The 16,952-nt window shown below is 72.3% G+C and carries 15 protein-coding genes; 5 read left to right on the forward strand and 10 right to left on the reverse strand.

Annotated elements, in window-relative coordinates; translation table 11 throughout:
* Window positions 1-105 precede the first annotated feature (105 nt).
* Window positions 106-933: a serine hydrolase domain-containing protein gene (locus AB0E14_RS25370; protein WP_362422384.1), complete on the reverse strand. Its 828-nt coding sequence runs from the start codon at window positions 931-933 to the stop codon at window positions 106-108.
* Between the two features lie 52 nt (window positions 934-985).
* On the opposite strand from AB0E14_RS25370, the gene AB0E14_RS25375 reads away from it, so the two are divergent.
* The gene (locus tag AB0E14_RS25375; protein WP_362422387.1) at window positions 986-1,381 is read left to right on the forward strand and encodes a MerR family transcriptional regulator; all 396 of its coding nucleotides are present in this window, start codon (window positions 986-988) and stop codon (window positions 1,379-1,381) included.
* On the forward strand, window positions 1,378-2,397 hold the full coding sequence (locus tag AB0E14_RS25380) for an aldo/keto reductase (RefSeq protein WP_362422390.1): 1,020 nt from the start codon (window positions 1,378-1,380) through the stop codon (window positions 2,395-2,397). The genes AB0E14_RS25375 and AB0E14_RS25380 overlap by 4 nt, the downstream gene beginning before the upstream one ends.
* A gap of 14 nt (window positions 2,398-2,411) precedes the next feature.
* Here the strand turns inward: AB0E14_RS25380 and AB0E14_RS25385 are convergent, their stop codons facing one another.
* The 7 genes from AB0E14_RS25385 to AB0E14_RS25415 form a co-directional block, all read right to left on the reverse strand.
* The gene (locus AB0E14_RS25385) at window positions 2,412-3,608 is read right to left on the reverse strand and encodes an acyltransferase (RefSeq protein ID WP_362422393.1); all 1,197 of its coding nucleotides are present in this window, start codon (window positions 3,606-3,608) and stop codon (window positions 2,412-2,414) included.
* Window positions 3,605-4,585: an alpha/beta hydrolase gene (locus AB0E14_RS25390; RefSeq protein ID WP_362422395.1), complete on the reverse strand. Its 981-nt coding sequence runs from the start codon at window positions 4,583-4,585 to the stop codon at window positions 3,605-3,607. Before AB0E14_RS25390 ends, AB0E14_RS25385 begins: the two co-directional genes overlap by 4 nt.
* A 217-nt stretch (window positions 4,586-4,802) precedes the next feature.
* Complete coding sequence (locus AB0E14_RS25395; protein ID WP_362422398.1) at window positions 4,803-5,489, reverse strand: response regulator transcription factor; 687 nt, start codon at window positions 5,487-5,489, stop codon at window positions 4,803-4,805.
* Complete coding sequence (locus AB0E14_RS25400; RefSeq protein ID WP_362422401.1) at window positions 5,486-6,772, reverse strand: sensor histidine kinase; 1,287 nt, start codon at window positions 6,770-6,772, stop codon at window positions 5,486-5,488. Before AB0E14_RS25400 ends, AB0E14_RS25395 begins: the two co-directional genes overlap by 4 nt.
* 214 nt (window positions 6,773-6,986) lie before the next feature.
* Complete coding sequence (locus tag AB0E14_RS25405; protein ID WP_362422404.1) at window positions 6,987-7,862, reverse strand: DUF4429 domain-containing protein; 876 nt, start codon at window positions 7,860-7,862, stop codon at window positions 6,987-6,989.
* A 101-nt stretch (window positions 7,863-7,963) separates the two neighbouring features.
* Complete coding sequence (locus AB0E14_RS25410; protein ID WP_362422407.1) at window positions 7,964-9,175, reverse strand: alpha/beta hydrolase; 1,212 nt, start codon at window positions 9,173-9,175, stop codon at window positions 7,964-7,966.
* 302 nt (window positions 9,176-9,477) lie between these two features.
* A complete protein-coding gene (locus tag AB0E14_RS25415; RefSeq protein ID WP_362422410.1) occupies window positions 9,478-10,107 on the reverse strand; it encodes a TetR family transcriptional regulator in 630 nt (209 codons plus the stop codon).
* Between the two features lie 126 nt (window positions 10,108-10,233).
* Here AB0E14_RS25415 and AB0E14_RS25420 point away from each other — a divergent pair, with 126 nt between their 5' ends.
* Window positions 10,234-11,856: an MFS transporter gene (locus AB0E14_RS25420; protein ID WP_362422413.1), complete on the forward strand. Its 1,623-nt coding sequence runs from the start codon at window positions 10,234-10,236 to the stop codon at window positions 11,854-11,856.
* Between the two features lie 175 nt (window positions 11,857-12,031).
* Window positions 12,032-12,430 carry a peptidase inhibitor family I36 protein gene (locus tag AB0E14_RS25425; protein WP_362422415.1) on the forward strand — a complete coding sequence of 133 codons (399 nt, stop codon included), beginning with the start codon at window positions 12,032-12,034 and terminating at the stop codon, window positions 12,428-12,430.
* Here the strand turns inward: AB0E14_RS25425 and AB0E14_RS25430 are convergent.
* Both AB0E14_RS25430 and aceE read right to left on the reverse strand, forming a co-directional pair.
* Window positions 12,411-13,202: a potassium channel family protein gene (locus AB0E14_RS25430; protein ID WP_362422418.1), complete on the reverse strand. Its 792-nt coding sequence runs from the start codon at window positions 13,200-13,202 to the stop codon at window positions 12,411-12,413. The two genes, AB0E14_RS25425 and AB0E14_RS25430, sit on opposite strands and share 20 nt — an antisense overlap.
* A gap of 66 nt (window positions 13,203-13,268) precedes the next feature.
* Window positions 13,269-16,001 (reverse strand): pyruvate dehydrogenase (acetyl-transferring), homodimeric type, encoded by a 2,733-nt coding sequence (gene aceE, locus AB0E14_RS25435; RefSeq protein WP_362422421.1) that lies wholly within the window; start codon window positions 15,999-16,001, stop codon window positions 13,269-13,271.
* 410 nt (window positions 16,002-16,411) lie between these two features.
* On the opposite strand from aceE, the gene AB0E14_RS25440 reads away from it, so the two are divergent.
* On the forward strand, window positions 16,412-16,834 hold the full coding sequence (locus tag AB0E14_RS25440) for a DUF3052 domain-containing protein (protein WP_362422424.1): 423 nt from the start codon (window positions 16,412-16,414) through the stop codon (window positions 16,832-16,834).
* Window positions 16,835-16,952: the final 118 nt, after the last annotated feature.

Genomic DNA, 16,952 nt, shown 5'->3' on the forward strand with positions numbered 1-16,952 from the left:
AGCTCCGCTATCGAGACGCTCCGGCGCCTTGCGATGCACCGCACCAGACGCCGCGGCCTGTCCGGCCCTGATCCACCGGACAGGCCCTAGGGCCTCAGGTGTGGCTCAGGCCCCGGCGCGCAGCTCTGCGAGGACCGCGTCCGTGAACGGCGGCCACGCCTCGACCGCCCACGTCCCGAAGGGCCGGTCGGTCAGCGCGACGCACGCCGCCCGCGCGTCCGGGTCGATCCACAGGAACGTGCCCGACTGCCCGAAGTGCCCGAAGGTGCGCGGCGAGGACGAGGCGCCCGTCCAGTGCGGCGACTTGCCGTCCCTGATCTCGAAGCCGAGCCCCCAGTCGTTCGGCCGCTGGTGGCCGTAGCCGGGCAGGATGCCGGTCAGGCCGGGGTACGTCACCGTCATCGCGTCGAGCACCGTGCGCGGGTCGAGCAGCCGCGGCGCCTGCACCTCGGCGGCGAACCGCACCAGGTCGTCCACGGTCGAGACGCCGTCCTTGGCGGGCGAGCCCTCCAGCGTCGTCGCGCTCATGCCCAGCGGCTCCAGCACGGCCTGGTGGAGGTAGTCCGCGAACGGGATGTCGGTCGCCTTGGCGACATGGTCGCCGAGCGCCTCGAAGCCGGTGTTGGAGTAGATCCGGCGGGTGCCCGGCGCGGCCATGACCCGCTGCTCGTCGAAGGCGAGCCCGGAGGTGTGCGCCAGCAGGTGCCGGACCGTCGCCCCCTCGGGCCCTGCGGGCTCGTCGAGGTCGACCGCCCCCTCCTCGTACGCGACGAGGACGGCGTACGCCGCCAGCGGCTTGGTGACCGAGGCCAGCGGGAACCGCTGCCCGGTGGGGCCGTACGACCCGGCCAGGGTGCCGTCCGCGCGGACGACGGCGGCGGCCGCGGTGGGGACGGGCCAGTTCTCGGTCAACGCCAGGCTCTGCAACGACATGGGGCCGAGCCTACTTGCTTCGAGTGCGCTCGAAGGTCCTAGCGTGGAGGTCATGAGCGTGATCGAGAACGGCGCCGCCCACTTCACCATCAGCGAGGTCGCCGCCCTGACCGGGCTGACGGCGCACACCCTGCGCTGGTACGAGCGGATCGGTCTGATGCCGCACGTCGACCGTTCGCACACCGGGCAGCGCCGCTTCTCCCAGCGCGATCTGGACTGGCTGGCGTTCGTCGGCAAGCTCCGGCTGACCGGGATGCCGGTCGCCGGCATGGTGCGGTACGCCGAGCTGATCCGGGAGGGCGACCACACCCGCGACGAACGCCGCGAACTCCTGGAGAGCACCCGGCGGGACGTCCTCGCCCGGATCGGGGAGCTGCAGGACGCGCTGGCCGTGCTCGACATCAAGATCGGACACTACGGAACCCTTTCCGGAGGCACCACCCCATGATCACCAAGATCGACACGGTACGGCTCGGCGGCCAGGACGGGCCCGAGATCGGCGTCCAGGGCTTCGGCGCCATGGGCATCAGCGAGTTCTACGGCGACACCGACGAGGCCGCCGCCCGCGACACCCTCGACGCCGCCCTGGAGGCCGGCGTCACCCTGATCGACACCGCCGACATCTACGGCAGCGGCGCCAACGAGGAGTTCCTCGCGCCGTTCCTGGCCCGCCACCGCGACGAGGTCGTCCTCGCCACCAAGTTCGCCGTCGAGCGGCGCGCCGACGACCCGGGCCACCGGGCCGTGCGCAACGACCGCGCGTACGTCCGGCGGGCCGTGGAGGCCAGCCTGCGCCGCCTCGGCATCGAGACGATCGACCTGTACTACATGCACCGGCGCGACCCGGAGATCCCCTTCGAGGAGTCGGTCGGGGCGATGGCGGAGCTCGTGAAGGAGGGCAAGGTCAGGCAGCTCGGCCTGAGCGAGGTGACCGGCGCCGAACTCCGCGAGGCCCACGCCGTGCACCCGATCGCGGCCCTGCAGTCGGAGTGGTCGCTCTTCTCGCGCGACGTCGAGCGCAGCGCGGTCGGCGCCGCCGCCGAGCTCGGCGTGACGGTCGTGCCGTACTCGCCGCTCGGCCGGGGCTTTCTGACCGGCTCGTTCGCGGACGCCACCAAGGAGCTGTCGGACAGCGACTACCGCCGGCACCAGCCCCGGTTCAGCGGCGAGAACGCCGAACGGAACACGGCCCTCCTCGCGCCCCTCCACACGATCGCGGCCGAGCGCGGGGCCGCGGCGGCGCAGATCGCCCTGGCCTGGGTCCAGCAGCGCGCCGCCGTCCACGGCCTGACGGTCGTCCCCATCCCCGGCACCCGCAAGCGCAGCCGGCTCCTGGAGAACGCGGCGGCCACGCGGATCACGCTCACCGAGGAGGAACTCGCCGCCCTGGAGCCGATCGCGGCGCAGGTCGCGGGCGACCGCTACCCGGACATGTCCTTCACCTCGGTGACCCGGGAGAAGTAGCCCCCCGCCGGGGCTCACGCGAGCCCCAGCGCGAACATCGCGAAGCCCGCCGCGAGGAGCCCCGCCACCGTGCGGCGGGCGGGTCCTGTCCGGGTCCACGGGGACTCGAAGCGGCGCGTGTACCGGCCGATCAGGACCAGCAGGCTCGCGAAGAGCGGCATCCACGCCAGCCGGGCGAGGATCCAGCCGATCGAGTCCGGCGCGCCCACCAGGCCCGGGACCTCGCCGCCGTACGAGGCGGGGATCGCGGCGGCGAGCATCGCCGTCTGGTGCCAGCAGAGGATCGTCATCGCGGACAGGTTGATCACCACGACCGGCGCCCACAGCGCGGGCCGCTTCAGGAGCCGGCCGAGCCGGTCGCGGAGCAGGATCGCCGCGCCGCTCTGCGCGGCGGCCAGGGCGAGGACGAGCAGCGACGGCGGGTGGGAGTTGGTGCGGACCTCGCCCGGCACGCCGACCATCGACGCCGGGTAGCCGAAGGCGAGCAGCAGCGCGGCGAAGAGCGCGGCGCCGCCGAGCAGCAGCCCCCAGGCGTGGCGCCGGGTGAGCCGGCCCTCGCCCCAGGAGACGCCGAGCTGGTAGGCGAAGAGCCAGCCGGGAAGGATGTTCAGCAGGCTGAGCCAGGACGGCACGGCGTCCGCGTACGGCCCGTAGCGCAGGAAGTCGACGACGGCGACGGAGCCGAGCAGCGGCGCCGCGGCCCACACGCCCGCCCGGCGGGCCGCGCGCACGCACAGCGGGGTCAGGGCGGTGACGACCGTGTACACCCCGACGAACCAGAGCGGCTGGATCACCAGCGTGGACGCCGTCCGCAGGGTGTCGCCCGGCACGCCGAACCCGTAGTGCAGCACCGGCAGGAGCGCGGCCCACACGGCGGTGACCCCGAGCACCGGCCGGCCGAGGCGGGCGAGCCGCCCCTTGAGCCAGGCGCCGGTGGAACCCTCGTGGCGCCGGAAGGAGAGAACGGAGGCGTACCCGCCGACCAGGAAGAAGATCCCCAGCATCTGCAGGATCCAGCTGACCGGCGCGAGACCGCCGAAGGCGGCGAGCGGGCTGGCGTTGTGGATGGCCCCGTCGTCGGAGAGCGTGAACCCGCCGAGCAGCCAGTGCCCGGTCGGCACGGCGAGCAGGGCCAGGGCGCGCAGACCGTCGACCGCGCGGTCGCGATGGGCGGGCGTGCGGGCCTCGATGCGTGCGACGAGCTTGTTCATCGGACGTCCCCCTGGGCGATGGCGGCGAAGGTGCGGAGCGACTGCGTGCCGGGCGCGAAGTAGCCGTTGTGGCCCTGGGCGTCGTCGGCGGGGACCCGGCGGGCGCCGAAGGCGGGGTCGGTGGGGTCGGCGCCGTGCCCGAGCCCGGCAAACTCGACGTTCGGGATCCGGTCGATCCAGTCGGTCGGGTCCTTCGCGGCCCAGACGCGGGCGGAGGTCTTCAGCTCGCCGACGTTCGCGGCGCGCATGCCGGGGGAGCCGAAGACGACGAGGTCCTTGGCCTTGAGCCGGTCCGCGGCGAGACCGCAGACGACGGAGCCGTAGCTGTGGCAGAACAGGGACGGCTCGGGCGCACCGACCGCCGCGAGCCCGTCGGTCAGCCGGGTCAGCCGCTCGGCCCCCGCCTCGGCGAGGCCGCCGCTCGCGGCGTCGACCCCGACGCCGAGGGGCGTGGTGTACCCGGCCCAGGCGATGACGGCGGTACGGCCGTGGGTGGCGCGGCGCAGGGACTCGGCCATGTCGGTGAGGGGCCGGATGTTCCCGGCGTCGATGTCGGACCCGGGTACGACGACGGCCACGTGCTCGGCGGTGGCGAGGTCGCCGTGGACGAGGGCGATCTGGCCGCGGCCGCGCGGGTCGAAGGCGAGGACCTGCCGGCCGGCGTACGCGGCGCCGAGGGCGCGGGCGTTCGCCTCGTACCGCAGCCGCGGCGGAACGCCGTCGAGGTTGCCGACGACCGAGGGGTGCTCGCGCACCAGTTCCCGCTGCCGGGCCGGGCTCAACTCGCCGAAGAACGCGGCGATCCCGGCGGGGCTCGTCCGCTCGGGGTCGGGCAGCCCGTCCGCCCGCCAGGCCTCCGCCCCGACGGGCGCCCCGGTCACGGCCTGCTGCGCGCTCCCGGACGCCCATCCCGCGGTCCCGGCCACCACGGTGGTGACGATCGCGGCGGTGACCAGGGTCCTCGTGTAGCGACGCATGGGGCGTCCCTCCCTCTTCGTGTCTCTCGTCGTTGGCGAGAGGAAGGTAGGAAGACGACGCATGACGGCACGTCACACCGGGGGGCCAAGTCCCGTCTGATACCGGGGTAGGGGGCGGAGGAGGAGCGAACCCCCGGGCGGGGGTGGGGATATCCCCAGGGGCGGTGCGCGTGAGGTGGCGGCGGCCCCGTTCGTCCGGCCCGTTCCGCCGCGTGCTCTAGCGCCCTGCGTCCCCCGGGGTGACCAGGCCCGATTCGTAGGCGAAGATCACCGCCTGCGCGCGGTCGCGCAGGTCCAGCTTGGCGAGGACCCGGCCGATGTGGGTCTTCACCGTCTGCTCGGCGAGCACCAGCCGGTCCGCGATCTCCTGGTTCGACAGGCCCCGGGCGATCAGCTCCAGTACCTCGGTCTCACGCGGCGTCAGGCCGTTCAGCCGCAGCGCCGCGCGATCGGCGCGCGGGGCCGGCCGGGACGCCGCGAAGTCGGCGATCAGCCGCCGCGTCACCGAGGGCGCGAGCAGCGCCTCCCCGGCCGCCACCACCCGTACCGCCGCGATCAGATCCGCCGGCGGCGCGTCCTTCAGGAGGAACCCCGACGCGCCCGCGCGCAGCGCCTCGTACACGTAGTCGTCCACGTCGAAGGTGGTCAGCATCAGCACCTTGGGGCGGTGCGTCACCCCCACCGGCGGGTCCAGGATCTCCCGCGCCGCCGCGAGCCCGTCCATCTCCGGCATCCGCACGTCCATGAGGACCACGTCCGGGTGCGCCGACCGGGCCACCTCCACGCCCTGCCGGCCGTCCGGCGCCTCGCCCACCACGTCGATGTCGGCCTGCGCCGCGAGCAGCGCGGCGAACCCCGCCCGCACCATGGCCTGGTCGTCGACGATGATCACCCGGATGGTCACGAGCCGTCTTCCTCCGTACGCAGCGGGAGCCGGGCCGCGACCCGGAAGCCGCCGTCCGGCAGCGGCCCGGTGTCCAGCGTGCCGCCGGTCAACCGTACGCGCTCACGCATGCCGACCAGGCCGTGCCCCGTGCCGTCCCCGCCCTCCACGGGCGAAGCGGGGCCGGGGGCGGGCCCGTTGACCACCACGACGAGCAGCGCGCCGTCCTCGGCGCGGACGGACACCCGGGTCTTCGCGCCCGCCGCGTGCCGCACGACGTTCGCCAGCGCCTCCTGCACGATCCGGTACGCCGACAGGTCCACCGCCTGCGGTACGTCGCCCAGCCGGGCCGCCATGGACAGCTCGGCCGGCACCCCCGCCCGTACCGACGCCTCGATCAGCTGCTGCACCCGGTCGAGCCCTGGCTGCGGCGCCCGTTCGCCCTCCGTGCCCTCGCTGCGCAGCACCACGAGCAGCCGCCGCATCTCGGTGAGCGACTCCCGCGCGCTCGCGGCGATCGAGGCGAACTCCTCCCGCGCGGCCTCCGGCAGCTCCGGGATCCGATAGGGCGCCGAGTCCGCCTGCACGGTGATCACGGACATGTGGTGCGCCACCACGTCGTGCAACTCGCGGGCGATCCGCGCCCGTTCCTCCAGGAGCGTGGTCCTGGCCCGCTCCTCCAGCGTGCGGCGCTCGGCGTCCCCGCGTTCGCGCAGCGCGGCCGTCAGGAGCAGGATGATCCCGCTCAGGACGAAGAGCAGGATGTGGACCCCGTCGTCGTCCGCGGGCGCGAGCGCCACGAGCAGGAACCCGGCCGCCCCGGTGAGCAGCCACACCGCGAGCAGCGCCTTGCGGGACTCGCGGAGCGCGAGGGCGAGCATCAGGGCCAGGTAGCCGACGACGACCATCGGCGTCCACGGCCAGGACCGGCCCCCGGGACCGTCGCCGCCGAGCAGCACGATCGCGCCGAGGACATCGGCGACGCCGATGATCCACCAGGCCTGCAGGGGGCGGGTGACGGCGAGCAGCAGCGGCGCGGTCTGCGCGGTGGCGAGCGCCCCGGCGAGGGCGCCGTTCACGCCGTAGTCCTGCATGAGGACGGTGACGGTGACGGGCAGGAGCGAGCAGACGAAGCCGAGCGCGACGACGTACGGGAGCAGCCTCAGCCACCGCCTGCCGGCATCGGCGAAGAGCGGGGCGCCGGGCTCGGTGGGCGTCGCGAGGGCGGCGCCGAACGACCGCACGGCCCTGCGTGCGGGCGCGATCCGTGCGACGAGGCCGGGGGAGAGGGGTGTCTTCTTCATGGCCGGTCCAGGTTAGGCAGGCCCGACCCGGCCGGACGTCATACCGAGGGGCGGTCCGGCGGGTGATACCGAGGTATGAGGCGGGACGCCCCGGGGTGCTCCGGGGTGCCCCGGCGTGCCCCGGCGTCCCGTGGGGCGGGCACTCGGAGAAGTGCCCTCACGGCTCCCGGAGCAGTTCCGCCTCGTGGGGCGCGCGCCCGGAGAAGGCGGTTGCTCACAGCTCGGCGAGCAGGTCCGCCTTCTTCGCCGCGAACTCGTCGTCCGTCACCAGTCCGGCCCGGTGGAGTTCCCCCAACTGCCGGATGCGCTCCGCGATCCCCGCCGGGTCGCGCGCCTCCGGCAGGGCGTCCACGGGGGACGGCGCCGTCCGGCCCGCGCCCCGGATCGCCGCCAGGACCGCCGCGGCGAAGGGCAGCGACTTGTGGACCGGGCCGTAGCCGAGGCCGAAGACGACCGCCGCCGGGTCGCGGTCCGCCTGGGTGGCCCGGGGCTCCCCGGAGCGCGGCAGCAGCCGCAGGTGCCCGTCGAAGACGTCCGGCGAGCGCCACTCGACCCCGCTGAGGTCCCGTACCGAGAACCTCTGGTCGCCCGCCTTCCACTTCTCCGTGGACGCGCCCGTCCAGAACCAGCGGAACGACACCTCCGACGCACCGTCGAAGCTCGCCGTGCCGTCGTACGCCTTGAAGGACTGCGGTCCCTGCCGGGCGGCGACCAGGAAGCCGTCGGCGGGCTCCTCACCGGGTCCGCCGACCAGCCGTTCCCGCAGCTCGTCCCGGTAGTACTCGGCGAGTGTCTCCCGCTCCGCCGGCAGCACGAGACGGTACGGGTCGCCCGCCTCGCTCAACTGCCCCGCGGCCGCCTCCATCAGCGGATCGGCGCCCCGGCGCGGCACCGCGTGCAGCACGACGGTGCCCCGCTTGCCGGGAGTGAGCGTCACCGACGCCAACGCCTCGTGCGGGACGCGCCGTTCGCCGAGCGCCTGGAAGAGTTTCGGTGTGCGCATCCCCCGTTCGAACCGGATGACGACCGCGTCGCTCTCGAACTCCCAGGTGGCATGAATTCCGGCCAGCACATCACCCATGCGCCTCATCGTAGGCCGCGTGCGCCCGCGCGTCGCCCCTGCGCCGGCGGTCGGCGGGCGCAGGGATGATGTGGACTACATCAGTCCGCATCGTGCCTCGTCAGACCGGGTCAGCCCTCGTCCGCGCCGGAGATCCCCCGGCGGCACGCGCTGTCGGCGCTCGCGCAGGTCAGGCTCCCGTACGAGCCCACTCCTATGGCGGCGAAGTTGTCCAGGCTCCCGGTGCCCGGCTCGAAGTAGCCGGTGTGCCCGTTCGCGCCGGCCGCCGAGAGCAGCCGCGCCCCGAACTCCGGCTCCACCGGATCCGCCCCGTGCCCGAGTTCGCCGACCTCCAGGTGCGGCACGTCCGCGATCCAGTCGTCCGCGTCCCGCATGGCCCACACCCGGGCCCGGGTGGACAGCTCGGCGGCACGCTCCACCCGCATCCCCGGGCTCCCGGCCACGACGACGTCCGTCACCCGGGAGGGCAGGCGCGCGGCGGAGACGCCGCACAGCACCGAGCCGTAGCTGTGGCAGAACAGGCTGACGCGCGCGTCACCGGGCAGCGCGTCCGTCATGCGTACGAGCCGCACCGCCCCGGCCTCGGCGAGCCGCCCCATCGCGGCGTCGATGCCGACCCCGACGGGCGCGGTGTAGTCGGCCCAGGCGATGACGGCCGTACGGCTCCCGGGCGCGGCCCTGCGCTCGGCCGCGTACAGCGACTGGGCCATGCCGACGGGGGCCGAGTACCGGCGGGCGGTCCGCTGGAAGGTGAGCAGATTGGTGTCGACGCCCGGCACGATCACCGAGACCCGCCGCGCCCGCTCCAGATCGCCGAGGACCTCGGCCATGCGGCCGCCGCCGGTCGGGTCGAAGGAGAGGATCTGCCGGCCGGGCTCCATGAGCGAGGCGAACCGGTGGGCCCGGCGCACGGCCTCGCGGCGCCCGTCGGGGGTCAGCCGGGCGTTCTCGATCCGCTGCCGCTCGGCGTCCAGGGCCCGCTCCAGGGACACCCGGTTGGCGCGGTAGCGGAGCGTGACCGGAGCGCCGTCGAGGTTCCCGACGACGAGGGGGTGCGCGTCGGCGAGGAAGGCGCCCTGCGAGGGCCCGATCGAGGCGAAGAAGGCGGCGATCGTACGGGTGGGGCCCGCCGGGTCGGGCAGCTCGCGGTGGCCGATCCTGCCGTGCGCCCAGGAGACGAGCGCGGCCTCGCGGGACTCCCCTGGCCCGCGCTGATGGCTGATCGTGGTCCAGCCGGTGGTCGCCAGCATCACGAGGACCACGGCGAGCGCGAGCAGCAGGCGCCAGACGGAGAGCGTGGGGGAGGAGTCGAAGGAAGTCACTGCGCCACACCCTAGGAGACGCGCGCGGCGGCCCGGGCGGCCGAGTGAGGGGGATCACGCCGCGAGGCGGGCCGCGGTGACGTTCCGTACGGGACGGGGCACGGCCCGGTGCGTGTACGCCGTACGGGGCGGTCCATGTCCCCGTGCGTGTGCGCCGTAGGGGGACGGTCCATGGCGCGGCGCGTGTGCGCCGTACGGGGACGGTCCACGGCTCGGTGCGTGTACGCCGTAGGGGGGCGGCCCACGGCTCGGCTTCGTATACGAACGGGGGACGGGTGGGAGTCCCGCCGGGGGTGTGGGGCTCAGCTCCGCCAGTCCCGGGCCAGCGCGGGGCCCAGGTGGTCCATGTAGTGCTCGGTCAGGGCGCGGATGCCCTCCAGGCTCAGGTCCGTGCCGCGGCCCCAGAGCTGGCCGGTCACCCGCATGACGCCGCTGAACGCGGCCACCACGATCCGGGGCCGGGGGTCCTCGTCCACGTCGACGCCCTCGCGCGCGGCGACGAGGCGGGCGACGGCCTCCTCCATCTCCATGGAGCGGCGCAGGTGCGTGGCGAGCAGCGCCGGGGTCGACTCGATCATCTGGAAGGTCCGCAAGTACAGCTCGACGGGCACGACCTCCATGATCGCCTCGCCGATGCTGTCCCAGGCGCTGAGCACCGCGTTGCGCAGGGCGTCGAGCGGGCCCTCCTCGGGGGGCCGCTCCGCCAGCGCCTGGACGAAGCGCTCCTCGACCGTCTGCTGGACGGCGAAGGCGACCTCCTCCTTGGAGGCGAAGTAGCGGAAGAACGTGCGCTGGGAGACCTCGACCGCGTCGGCGATCTCGTCCACGGTGGTCTGCTCGTACCCCTGGGTCGTGAACAACTCGAGGGCCACTCGGAGCAGCGCGTTCCGTGTGCGCTGCTTCTTCCGTTCCCGTAGACCGGAAATCGTCACCGGCTGGTCCTCTTTCCGTCACTTTCCGCCGCTTCGCGCTGCTCAGCGTACCTGTGAGCTAAGTGACAGTTACTGTCGGATGAATTGCTTTGTCAATTGTCAGTGGCTGACATTAGCCTGATTCGCATGACTAGTCAGACCACCGTGGAAAAGGCCCCGCAGGGTCAGGGGGGTGATCGGAGCCCCGTCCCGGCTCCGTCGAAAGGCCTGCGCGGCCACCCCTGGCTGACCCTCTTCGGCGTCGCCGCCGGCGTGATGATGGTCGCTCTCGACGGCACCATCGTCGCGATCGCCAACCCCGCCATCCAGGCCGACCTCGGAGCCTCGCTCGACCAGCTCCAGTGGATCACCAACGGATACCTGCTCGCGCTCGCCGTGGCCCTGATCACGGCCGGCAAGCTCGGTGACCGGTTCGGCCACCGCCAGACCTTCCTCATCGGCATCGCCGGCTTCGCCGCCGCGTCCGGGGCGATCGGCCTCTCGGACTCGATCGGGCTCGTGATCGCCTTCCGCGTCCTCCAGGGCCTCTTCGGCGCCCTGCTGATGCCGGCCGCGCTCGGCCTGCTGCGCGCCACCTTCCCCGCCGAGAAGCTGAACATGGCCATCGGCATCTGGGGCATGGTCATCGGCGCCTCGACGGCCGGCGGCCCGATCCTCGGCGGCTTCCTCGTCGAGCACGTCAGCTGGCAGTCCGTCTTCTTCATCAACGTGCCGGTCGGCGTCCTCGCGCTCGTCCTCGGCCTGGTGATCCTCAAGGACCACCGCGCCGAGAACGCCCCGCGCTCCTTCGACATCCTCGGCATCGTGCTGCTCTCCGGCGCGATGGGGTCCCTGGTCTGGGGCCTCATCAAGGCCGGAGCCGAGTGGGGCTGGGCGAGCGGCAACACCGTGGGCTGCCTGGCCGCCTCGGTCCTGCTCTTCGTCGTCTTCGCCGTCTGGCAGACGAAGGTCAAGGAGCCGCTCATCCCGCTGGCGATGTTCCGCTCCGTGCCGCTCTCGGCCGGTGTGGTGCTGATGGTCCTGATGGCCTTCGCCTTCATGGGCGGCCTGTTCTTCGTGACCTTCTACCTCCAGGGCGTCAAGGGCCTGAGCCCGATCGACAGCGGTCTGCACCTGCTGCCGCTGACGGCGATGATGATCGTCTCCTCGCCGCTGGCCGGCGCGCTGATCACCCGGTTCGGCCCGCGCATCCCGCTGGTGGGCGGCATGGTCTGCACCGCCGTCGCGATGTTCGGCATGATGACGCTCTCCGCGGAGACCGGCACGCTCACGATGTCGCTCTGGTTCGCGCTGCTCGGCCTCGGCCTCGCCCCGGTCATGGTCGGCGCGACCGAGGTCATCGTCGGCAACGCCCCGCTGGAGCTCTCCGGTGTGGCCGGCGGTCTGCAGCAGGCCGCGATGCAGGTCGGCGGCGCGCTCGGCACGGCGGTGCTCGGCGCGGTCATGTCCTCCAAGGTCTCCAGCGCGTTCGCCCTGAACTGGACGGCCGCGGGGCTCCCGGGCGCGCCCGCGCCCGGTCTGGAGGAGGCCGCCGAGTTCGGCATGGTCCCGCCGCAGCTGGCCCAGGCGCCCCAGATGACCCCGGACATGCTCGACCAGATCGGTGGCGTCATCCACGACACCTTCCTCGACGGCATGGGCCTCGCGTTCACCGTCGCCGGTGTCGTCGCCGTCGTCGCGGCCCTGGTCGCCACGCTGACCAAGCGCGGCGAGAACGCGGAGGCGGGTGCGGGCGCGGCCCACATCTGACCTCCGACCTCGCGTTTCGTGTGCGCGACCGAAAGCCCCGTCGGGTCTGCCCGGCGGGGCTTTCACCTGTCCGGGTGAATCAAGCCTTGGCCTCTTCCCAACAGGCGGTGACGTCGGCCAGAGTTCTGATTACAGAGAGTTACGAAGAGAGTGACGAATCGGGGGGTTCACCGACATGAGCGCGAAGCACGCACGACCGGCTCACCTGCTTCTTCTGACCGCACTGGCGGTCACTCTGCTGACGGCGGCCACCGCCCCACCGGCGACCGCCGCGTCCACGGCCGCGTCCAGGCTCGGTGACTGCGGGCCCGGGCAGCTCTGCCTCTGGCCCAAGGAGGAGTTCCGGGGCCGGGCGTGGACGTACGAGCTGGCCGACACCGACGTCGACAGCTGCGTCGCCCTCCCTGCGGGCGTGAGCGCCAGGGCCCTCGCCAACCGGACGGGGCGGCCGGTCACCACGTACCAGTCGGTCCAGTGCGCGGAGACGGGCGAGTTCGAGACCTACCCCGGGCGCGGGACCTGGGTGCCCCGAAGTCCGTACGAGATCAGAGCCTTCAAGATCTGGGAGCGCTAGGAAGCTCCCCCTGCAGGGGCACGGCGCTCGGCACTCCGGTGGGCGCGGCGCTCGGCGCGGGGGCGGCGGCGGAGAGACGGGACAGCTCGGCGCGCAGCTCCCGCACCTCCGCGGTCAGCGCCTCCAGGAGTTCGGTCTGCCGGCGCTCGACGGCGTCGTCCCGCTCGAAGCGGGAGATGAACCAGGCGGCGATGTTGGCGGTCACCACACCGAGCAGGGCGATCCCGGAGAGCATCAGCCCCACCGCGAGGACGCGGCCGAGTCCCGTGGTCGGGGCGTGATCTCCGTACCCCACGGTCGTCATCGTGGTGAAGGACCACCAGACCGCGTCGCCGAGCGTCCTGATGTTGCCGTCCGGGGCGGACCGCTCCACCTGGAGCACGGCCAGCGAGCCGAACATCATCAGCCCGACCACCGCGCCCGCCACATAGGTGGTCAGCCTTATCTGCGGGGCCATCCGGGCCCGCCGGCCCACGAGGAGGAGCGTCGAGACCAGGCGCAGCAGCCGCAGCGGCTGCACCAGCGGCAGCAGTACGGCCAGCAGGTCCAGGGGGTGGTGGCGGACGAAGTGCCGCTTGCTGGGAGCCAGTGCCAGCCGGACGGCGTAGTCGAGCGCGAACGCACCCCACACCACCCACTCCACGGCCAGACAGAACTCGTGGATCCAGGGGGTGGCGTCCGGCGCCACGATCGGTACGGCGTAGGCAATGCCGAACGCCACTGCCAGGATCAGCAGTGGCGTCTGGGTGCGCTTCTCCCAGCGTTCCTTCATGCCGGGAATCGTATGGGGGGTGCGGGGGCGCACATGCCCCCGCACCCGCACCGCGCGCGTGCGCCGTTACGCGTCGCCTCCCGCGGCGCCCGGGTCGGCGGCCGCGACGTCGAGCAACTGGTAGCGGTCGATGGCCTGCTTGAGGGCCGACCGGTCGACCTTGCCCTCGCGGGCCAGCTCGGTGAGGACCGCGAGCACGATCGACTGGGCGTCGATGTGGAAGAAGCGGCGGGCCGCTCCCCGGGTGTCCGCGAAGCCGAAGCCGTCCGCGCCGAGCGAGGTGTACGTGCCCGGCACCCAGCGGGAGATCTGGTCCGGCACCGAGCGCATCCAGTCGGAGACCGCCACGAACGGGCCCTGCGCCGAGGACAGCTTGCGCGTCACGTACGGGACGCGCTGCTCCTCCTCCGGGTGGAGCAGGTTGTGCTGGTCGACCTCCACGGCCTCGCGGCGCAGCTCGTTCCAGGACGTGGCCGACCAGACGTCGGCGCGGACGTTCCACTCCTCGGCGAGGATCCGCTGCGCCTCCACCGCCCACGGCACGGCGACACCGGAGGCCATGATCTGCGCGGGGATCGCGCCGGCCTCGCCCGCCTTGTAGCGGTAGATGCCCTTGAGGATGCCCTCGGCGTCCACGTTCTCGGGCTCGGCCGGGTGCTGGATCGGCTCGTTGTAGACGGTCAGGTAGTAGAAGACGTCCTCGGCGTCGGGGCCGTACATCCTCTTCAGGCCGTCCTGGACGATGTGCGCGATCTCGAAGCCGAACGCCGGGTCGTAGGCGACACAGCCCGGGTTCGTCGAGGCCAGCAGGTGCGAGTGGCCGTCCGCGTGCTGGAGGCCCTCACCGGTCAGCGTCGTACGTCCCGCGGTGGCACCGAGCACGAAGCCGCGCGCGAGCTGGTCGGCCATCTGCCAGAACTGGTCGCCGGTCCGCTGGAAACCGAACATCGAGTAGAAGACATAGACGGGGATCAGCGGCTCGCCGTGCGTGGCGTAGGCCGAACCGGCCGCGATCAGCGAGGCCGTGCAGCCGGCCTCGGAGATGCCGTCGTGCAGCATCTGACCGGTCGGGGACTCCTTGTACGCCAGGAGCAGTTCGCGGTCCACGGCCTCGTACTGCTGGCCCAGCGGGTTGTAGATCTTGGCGCTCGGGAAGAACGAGTCCATGCCGAAGGTGCGGTACTCGTCGGGGGCGATCAGCACGAACCGCTTGCCGATCTCCTTGTCCCGCATCAGGTCCTTGAGCAGCCGGACGAAGGCCATCGTGGTGGCGATCGACTGCTGGCCGGAGCCCTTCTTCACCGGGGCGTAGGTCTTCTCGTCGGGGAGGACCAGCGGCTTCGCGCGCACCACACGCGTCGGGACGTACCCGCCGAGCGCCTTGCGGCGGTCGTGCATGTACTGGATCTCCTCGGAGTTCCGGCCCGGGTGGTAGTACGGCGGCAGGCCGCTCTCCAGCTGCGCGTCCGTGACCGGGATGTGCAGGCGGTCGCGGAAGCGCTTGAGGTCGTCGACCGTCAGCTTCTTCATCTGGTGGGTCGCATTGCGGCCCTCGAAGTTCGGGCCGAGCGTCCAGCCCTTGACGGTCTGCGCGAGCACCACGGTCGGCTGGCCCTTGTGGGCCTTGGCCGCCGCGAAGGCCGCGAAGATCTTCTTGTGGTCGTGACCGCCACGGCCCAGGTGCAGGATCTGGTGGTCCGACATGCCCTCGACCATCGAGCGCAGCCGCTGGTCGTCGCCGAAGAAGTGGTCGCGGATGTACGCGCCGGTCTCCGTGGCGTACGTCTGGAACTGGCCGTCGGGCGTGGTGTTCAGCTTGTTGACCAGGATGCCGTCGCGGTCCTGGGCCAGCAGCGGGTCCCAGGAGCGGTCCCAGATCAGCTTGATCACGTTCCAGCCGGCGCCGCGGAACTGCGACTCCAGCTCCTGGATGATCTTGCCGTTGCCGCGCACCGGGCCGTCGAGGCGCTGGAGGTTGCAGTTGACCACGAAGGTCAGGTTGTCCAGGCCCTCACGGGCGGCGATGGAGAGCTGGCCGAGCGACTCGGGCTCGTCCATCTCGCCGTCGCCGAGGAACGCCCAGACGTGCGAGTTGGAGGTGTCGGCGATGCCGCGCGCCTCCATGTAGCGGTTCATCCGGGCCTGGTAGATCGCGCCGAGCGGGCCGAGGCCCATCGACACGGTCGGGAACTCCCAGAAGTCCGGCATCAGCCGCGGGTGCGGGTACGAGGACAGGCCGTTCGGGAACTTCGACTTCTCCTGGCGGAACGCGTCGAGCTGCGTCTCGCCGAGCCGGTCGAGGAGATAGGCGCGGGCGTAGATGCCGGGCGAGGCATGGCCCTGGAAGAAGATCTGGTCGCCGCCGTCGCCCTCGTCCTTGCCCCGGAAGAAGTGGTTGAAGCCGACGTCGTACAGCGAGGCGGAGGAGGCGAAGGTGGCGATGTGGCCGCCGACCCCGATGCCCGGGCGCTGGGCGCGCGAGACCATCACCGCCGCGTTCCAGCGGGTCGCGTTGAGGACCTTGCGCTCGATCTCCTCGTTGCCGGGGAAGAACGGCTCGTCCCTGGTCGCGATGGTGTTGACGTAGTCCGTGCTGCGCATCTCCGGCACGGCGACGCGCTTCTCGCGGGCGCGCTCGATGAGCCGGAGCATCAGGTAGCGGGCCCGCTCGCGGCCTCGCTCGTCGACGGCGGCGTCGAGGGAGTCGAGCCATTCCTGGGTCTCTTCGGGATCAAAATCCGGGACCTGGCTGGGAAGGCCGCCAATGATGATCGGGTTGCGATCGGATCCGGAAGCCACGCTGTTCCTTCGCTGTTCGGTGGAGCCCACGGAGGCCGGGACGCCGGCCGGGAAGTCCATCGTGTACCCCGTCGGAGTCAAACGTCATCTCTACCGAGGGGTAACCCCCGTGGGGTGCCTGGGCGGGTCAAATCGCAACCTTACGCCCAACCCGCGCATGCGTTTCGTCAGAACGTTCGGCAGACTGAAGCCGCAGAAGTCGACAAAGCAGGACGAAGCGTGTGCCATATGTCACGGAGCGGAGTGGAACCGGCCCGGAAGATGCGGCGAGACGGCCCCAAACGTCACCGTTTCGGCGGTCTCGGCGGCCGGGTACTTGCGCGATCCGCCCCGCCCGTGTGGACTACGGCCAGTGCCGCGCGTACGCGCGTGGCCGAAGCATTTTCCGATACACGATCAGGAGGCAAGCCGTGAGCGCGACCGCGGACCACGCGGAGGAGCGGACCAACCCGGCAGCGAGGCTGGGGTTCGAGCCCGGACAGGTGGTCCAGGAGATCGGTTACGACGACGACGTCGACCAGGATCTCCGTGAAGGCATCGAGTCCACCATCGGTCAGGATCTCGTGGACGAGGACTACGACGACGTCGCCGACGCCGTCCTCCTCTGGTTCCGCGACGAGGACGGAGACCTCACCGACGCCCTGGTGGACGCCATCGGCTTCCTGGACGACGGCGGCAACATCTGGCTGCTGACGCCGAAGACCGGCCGCGACGGCTACGTCGAGCCGAGCGACATTCAAGATGCCGCGCAGACTGCTGGTCTCTCCCAGACCAAGAGCATCAGCGTCGCGAAGGACTGGTCGGGCACCCGCCTGGCCGCCCCGAAGCGCTGATCCCCACGCTGCACCGGAGCCCCCGCCGACCCGTTCGGCGGGGGCTCCGTGCGTCGGGGCGCTCACCTCGGGGGCCGTAGGGTGGGATCACTGATTCGGCCCAGTGAAGGGAATCGTC

Source organism: Streptomyces sp. NPDC047981, assembly GCF_040653315.1.
Lineage (GTDB): Bacteria > Actinomycetota > Actinomycetes > Streptomycetales > Streptomycetaceae > Streptomyces.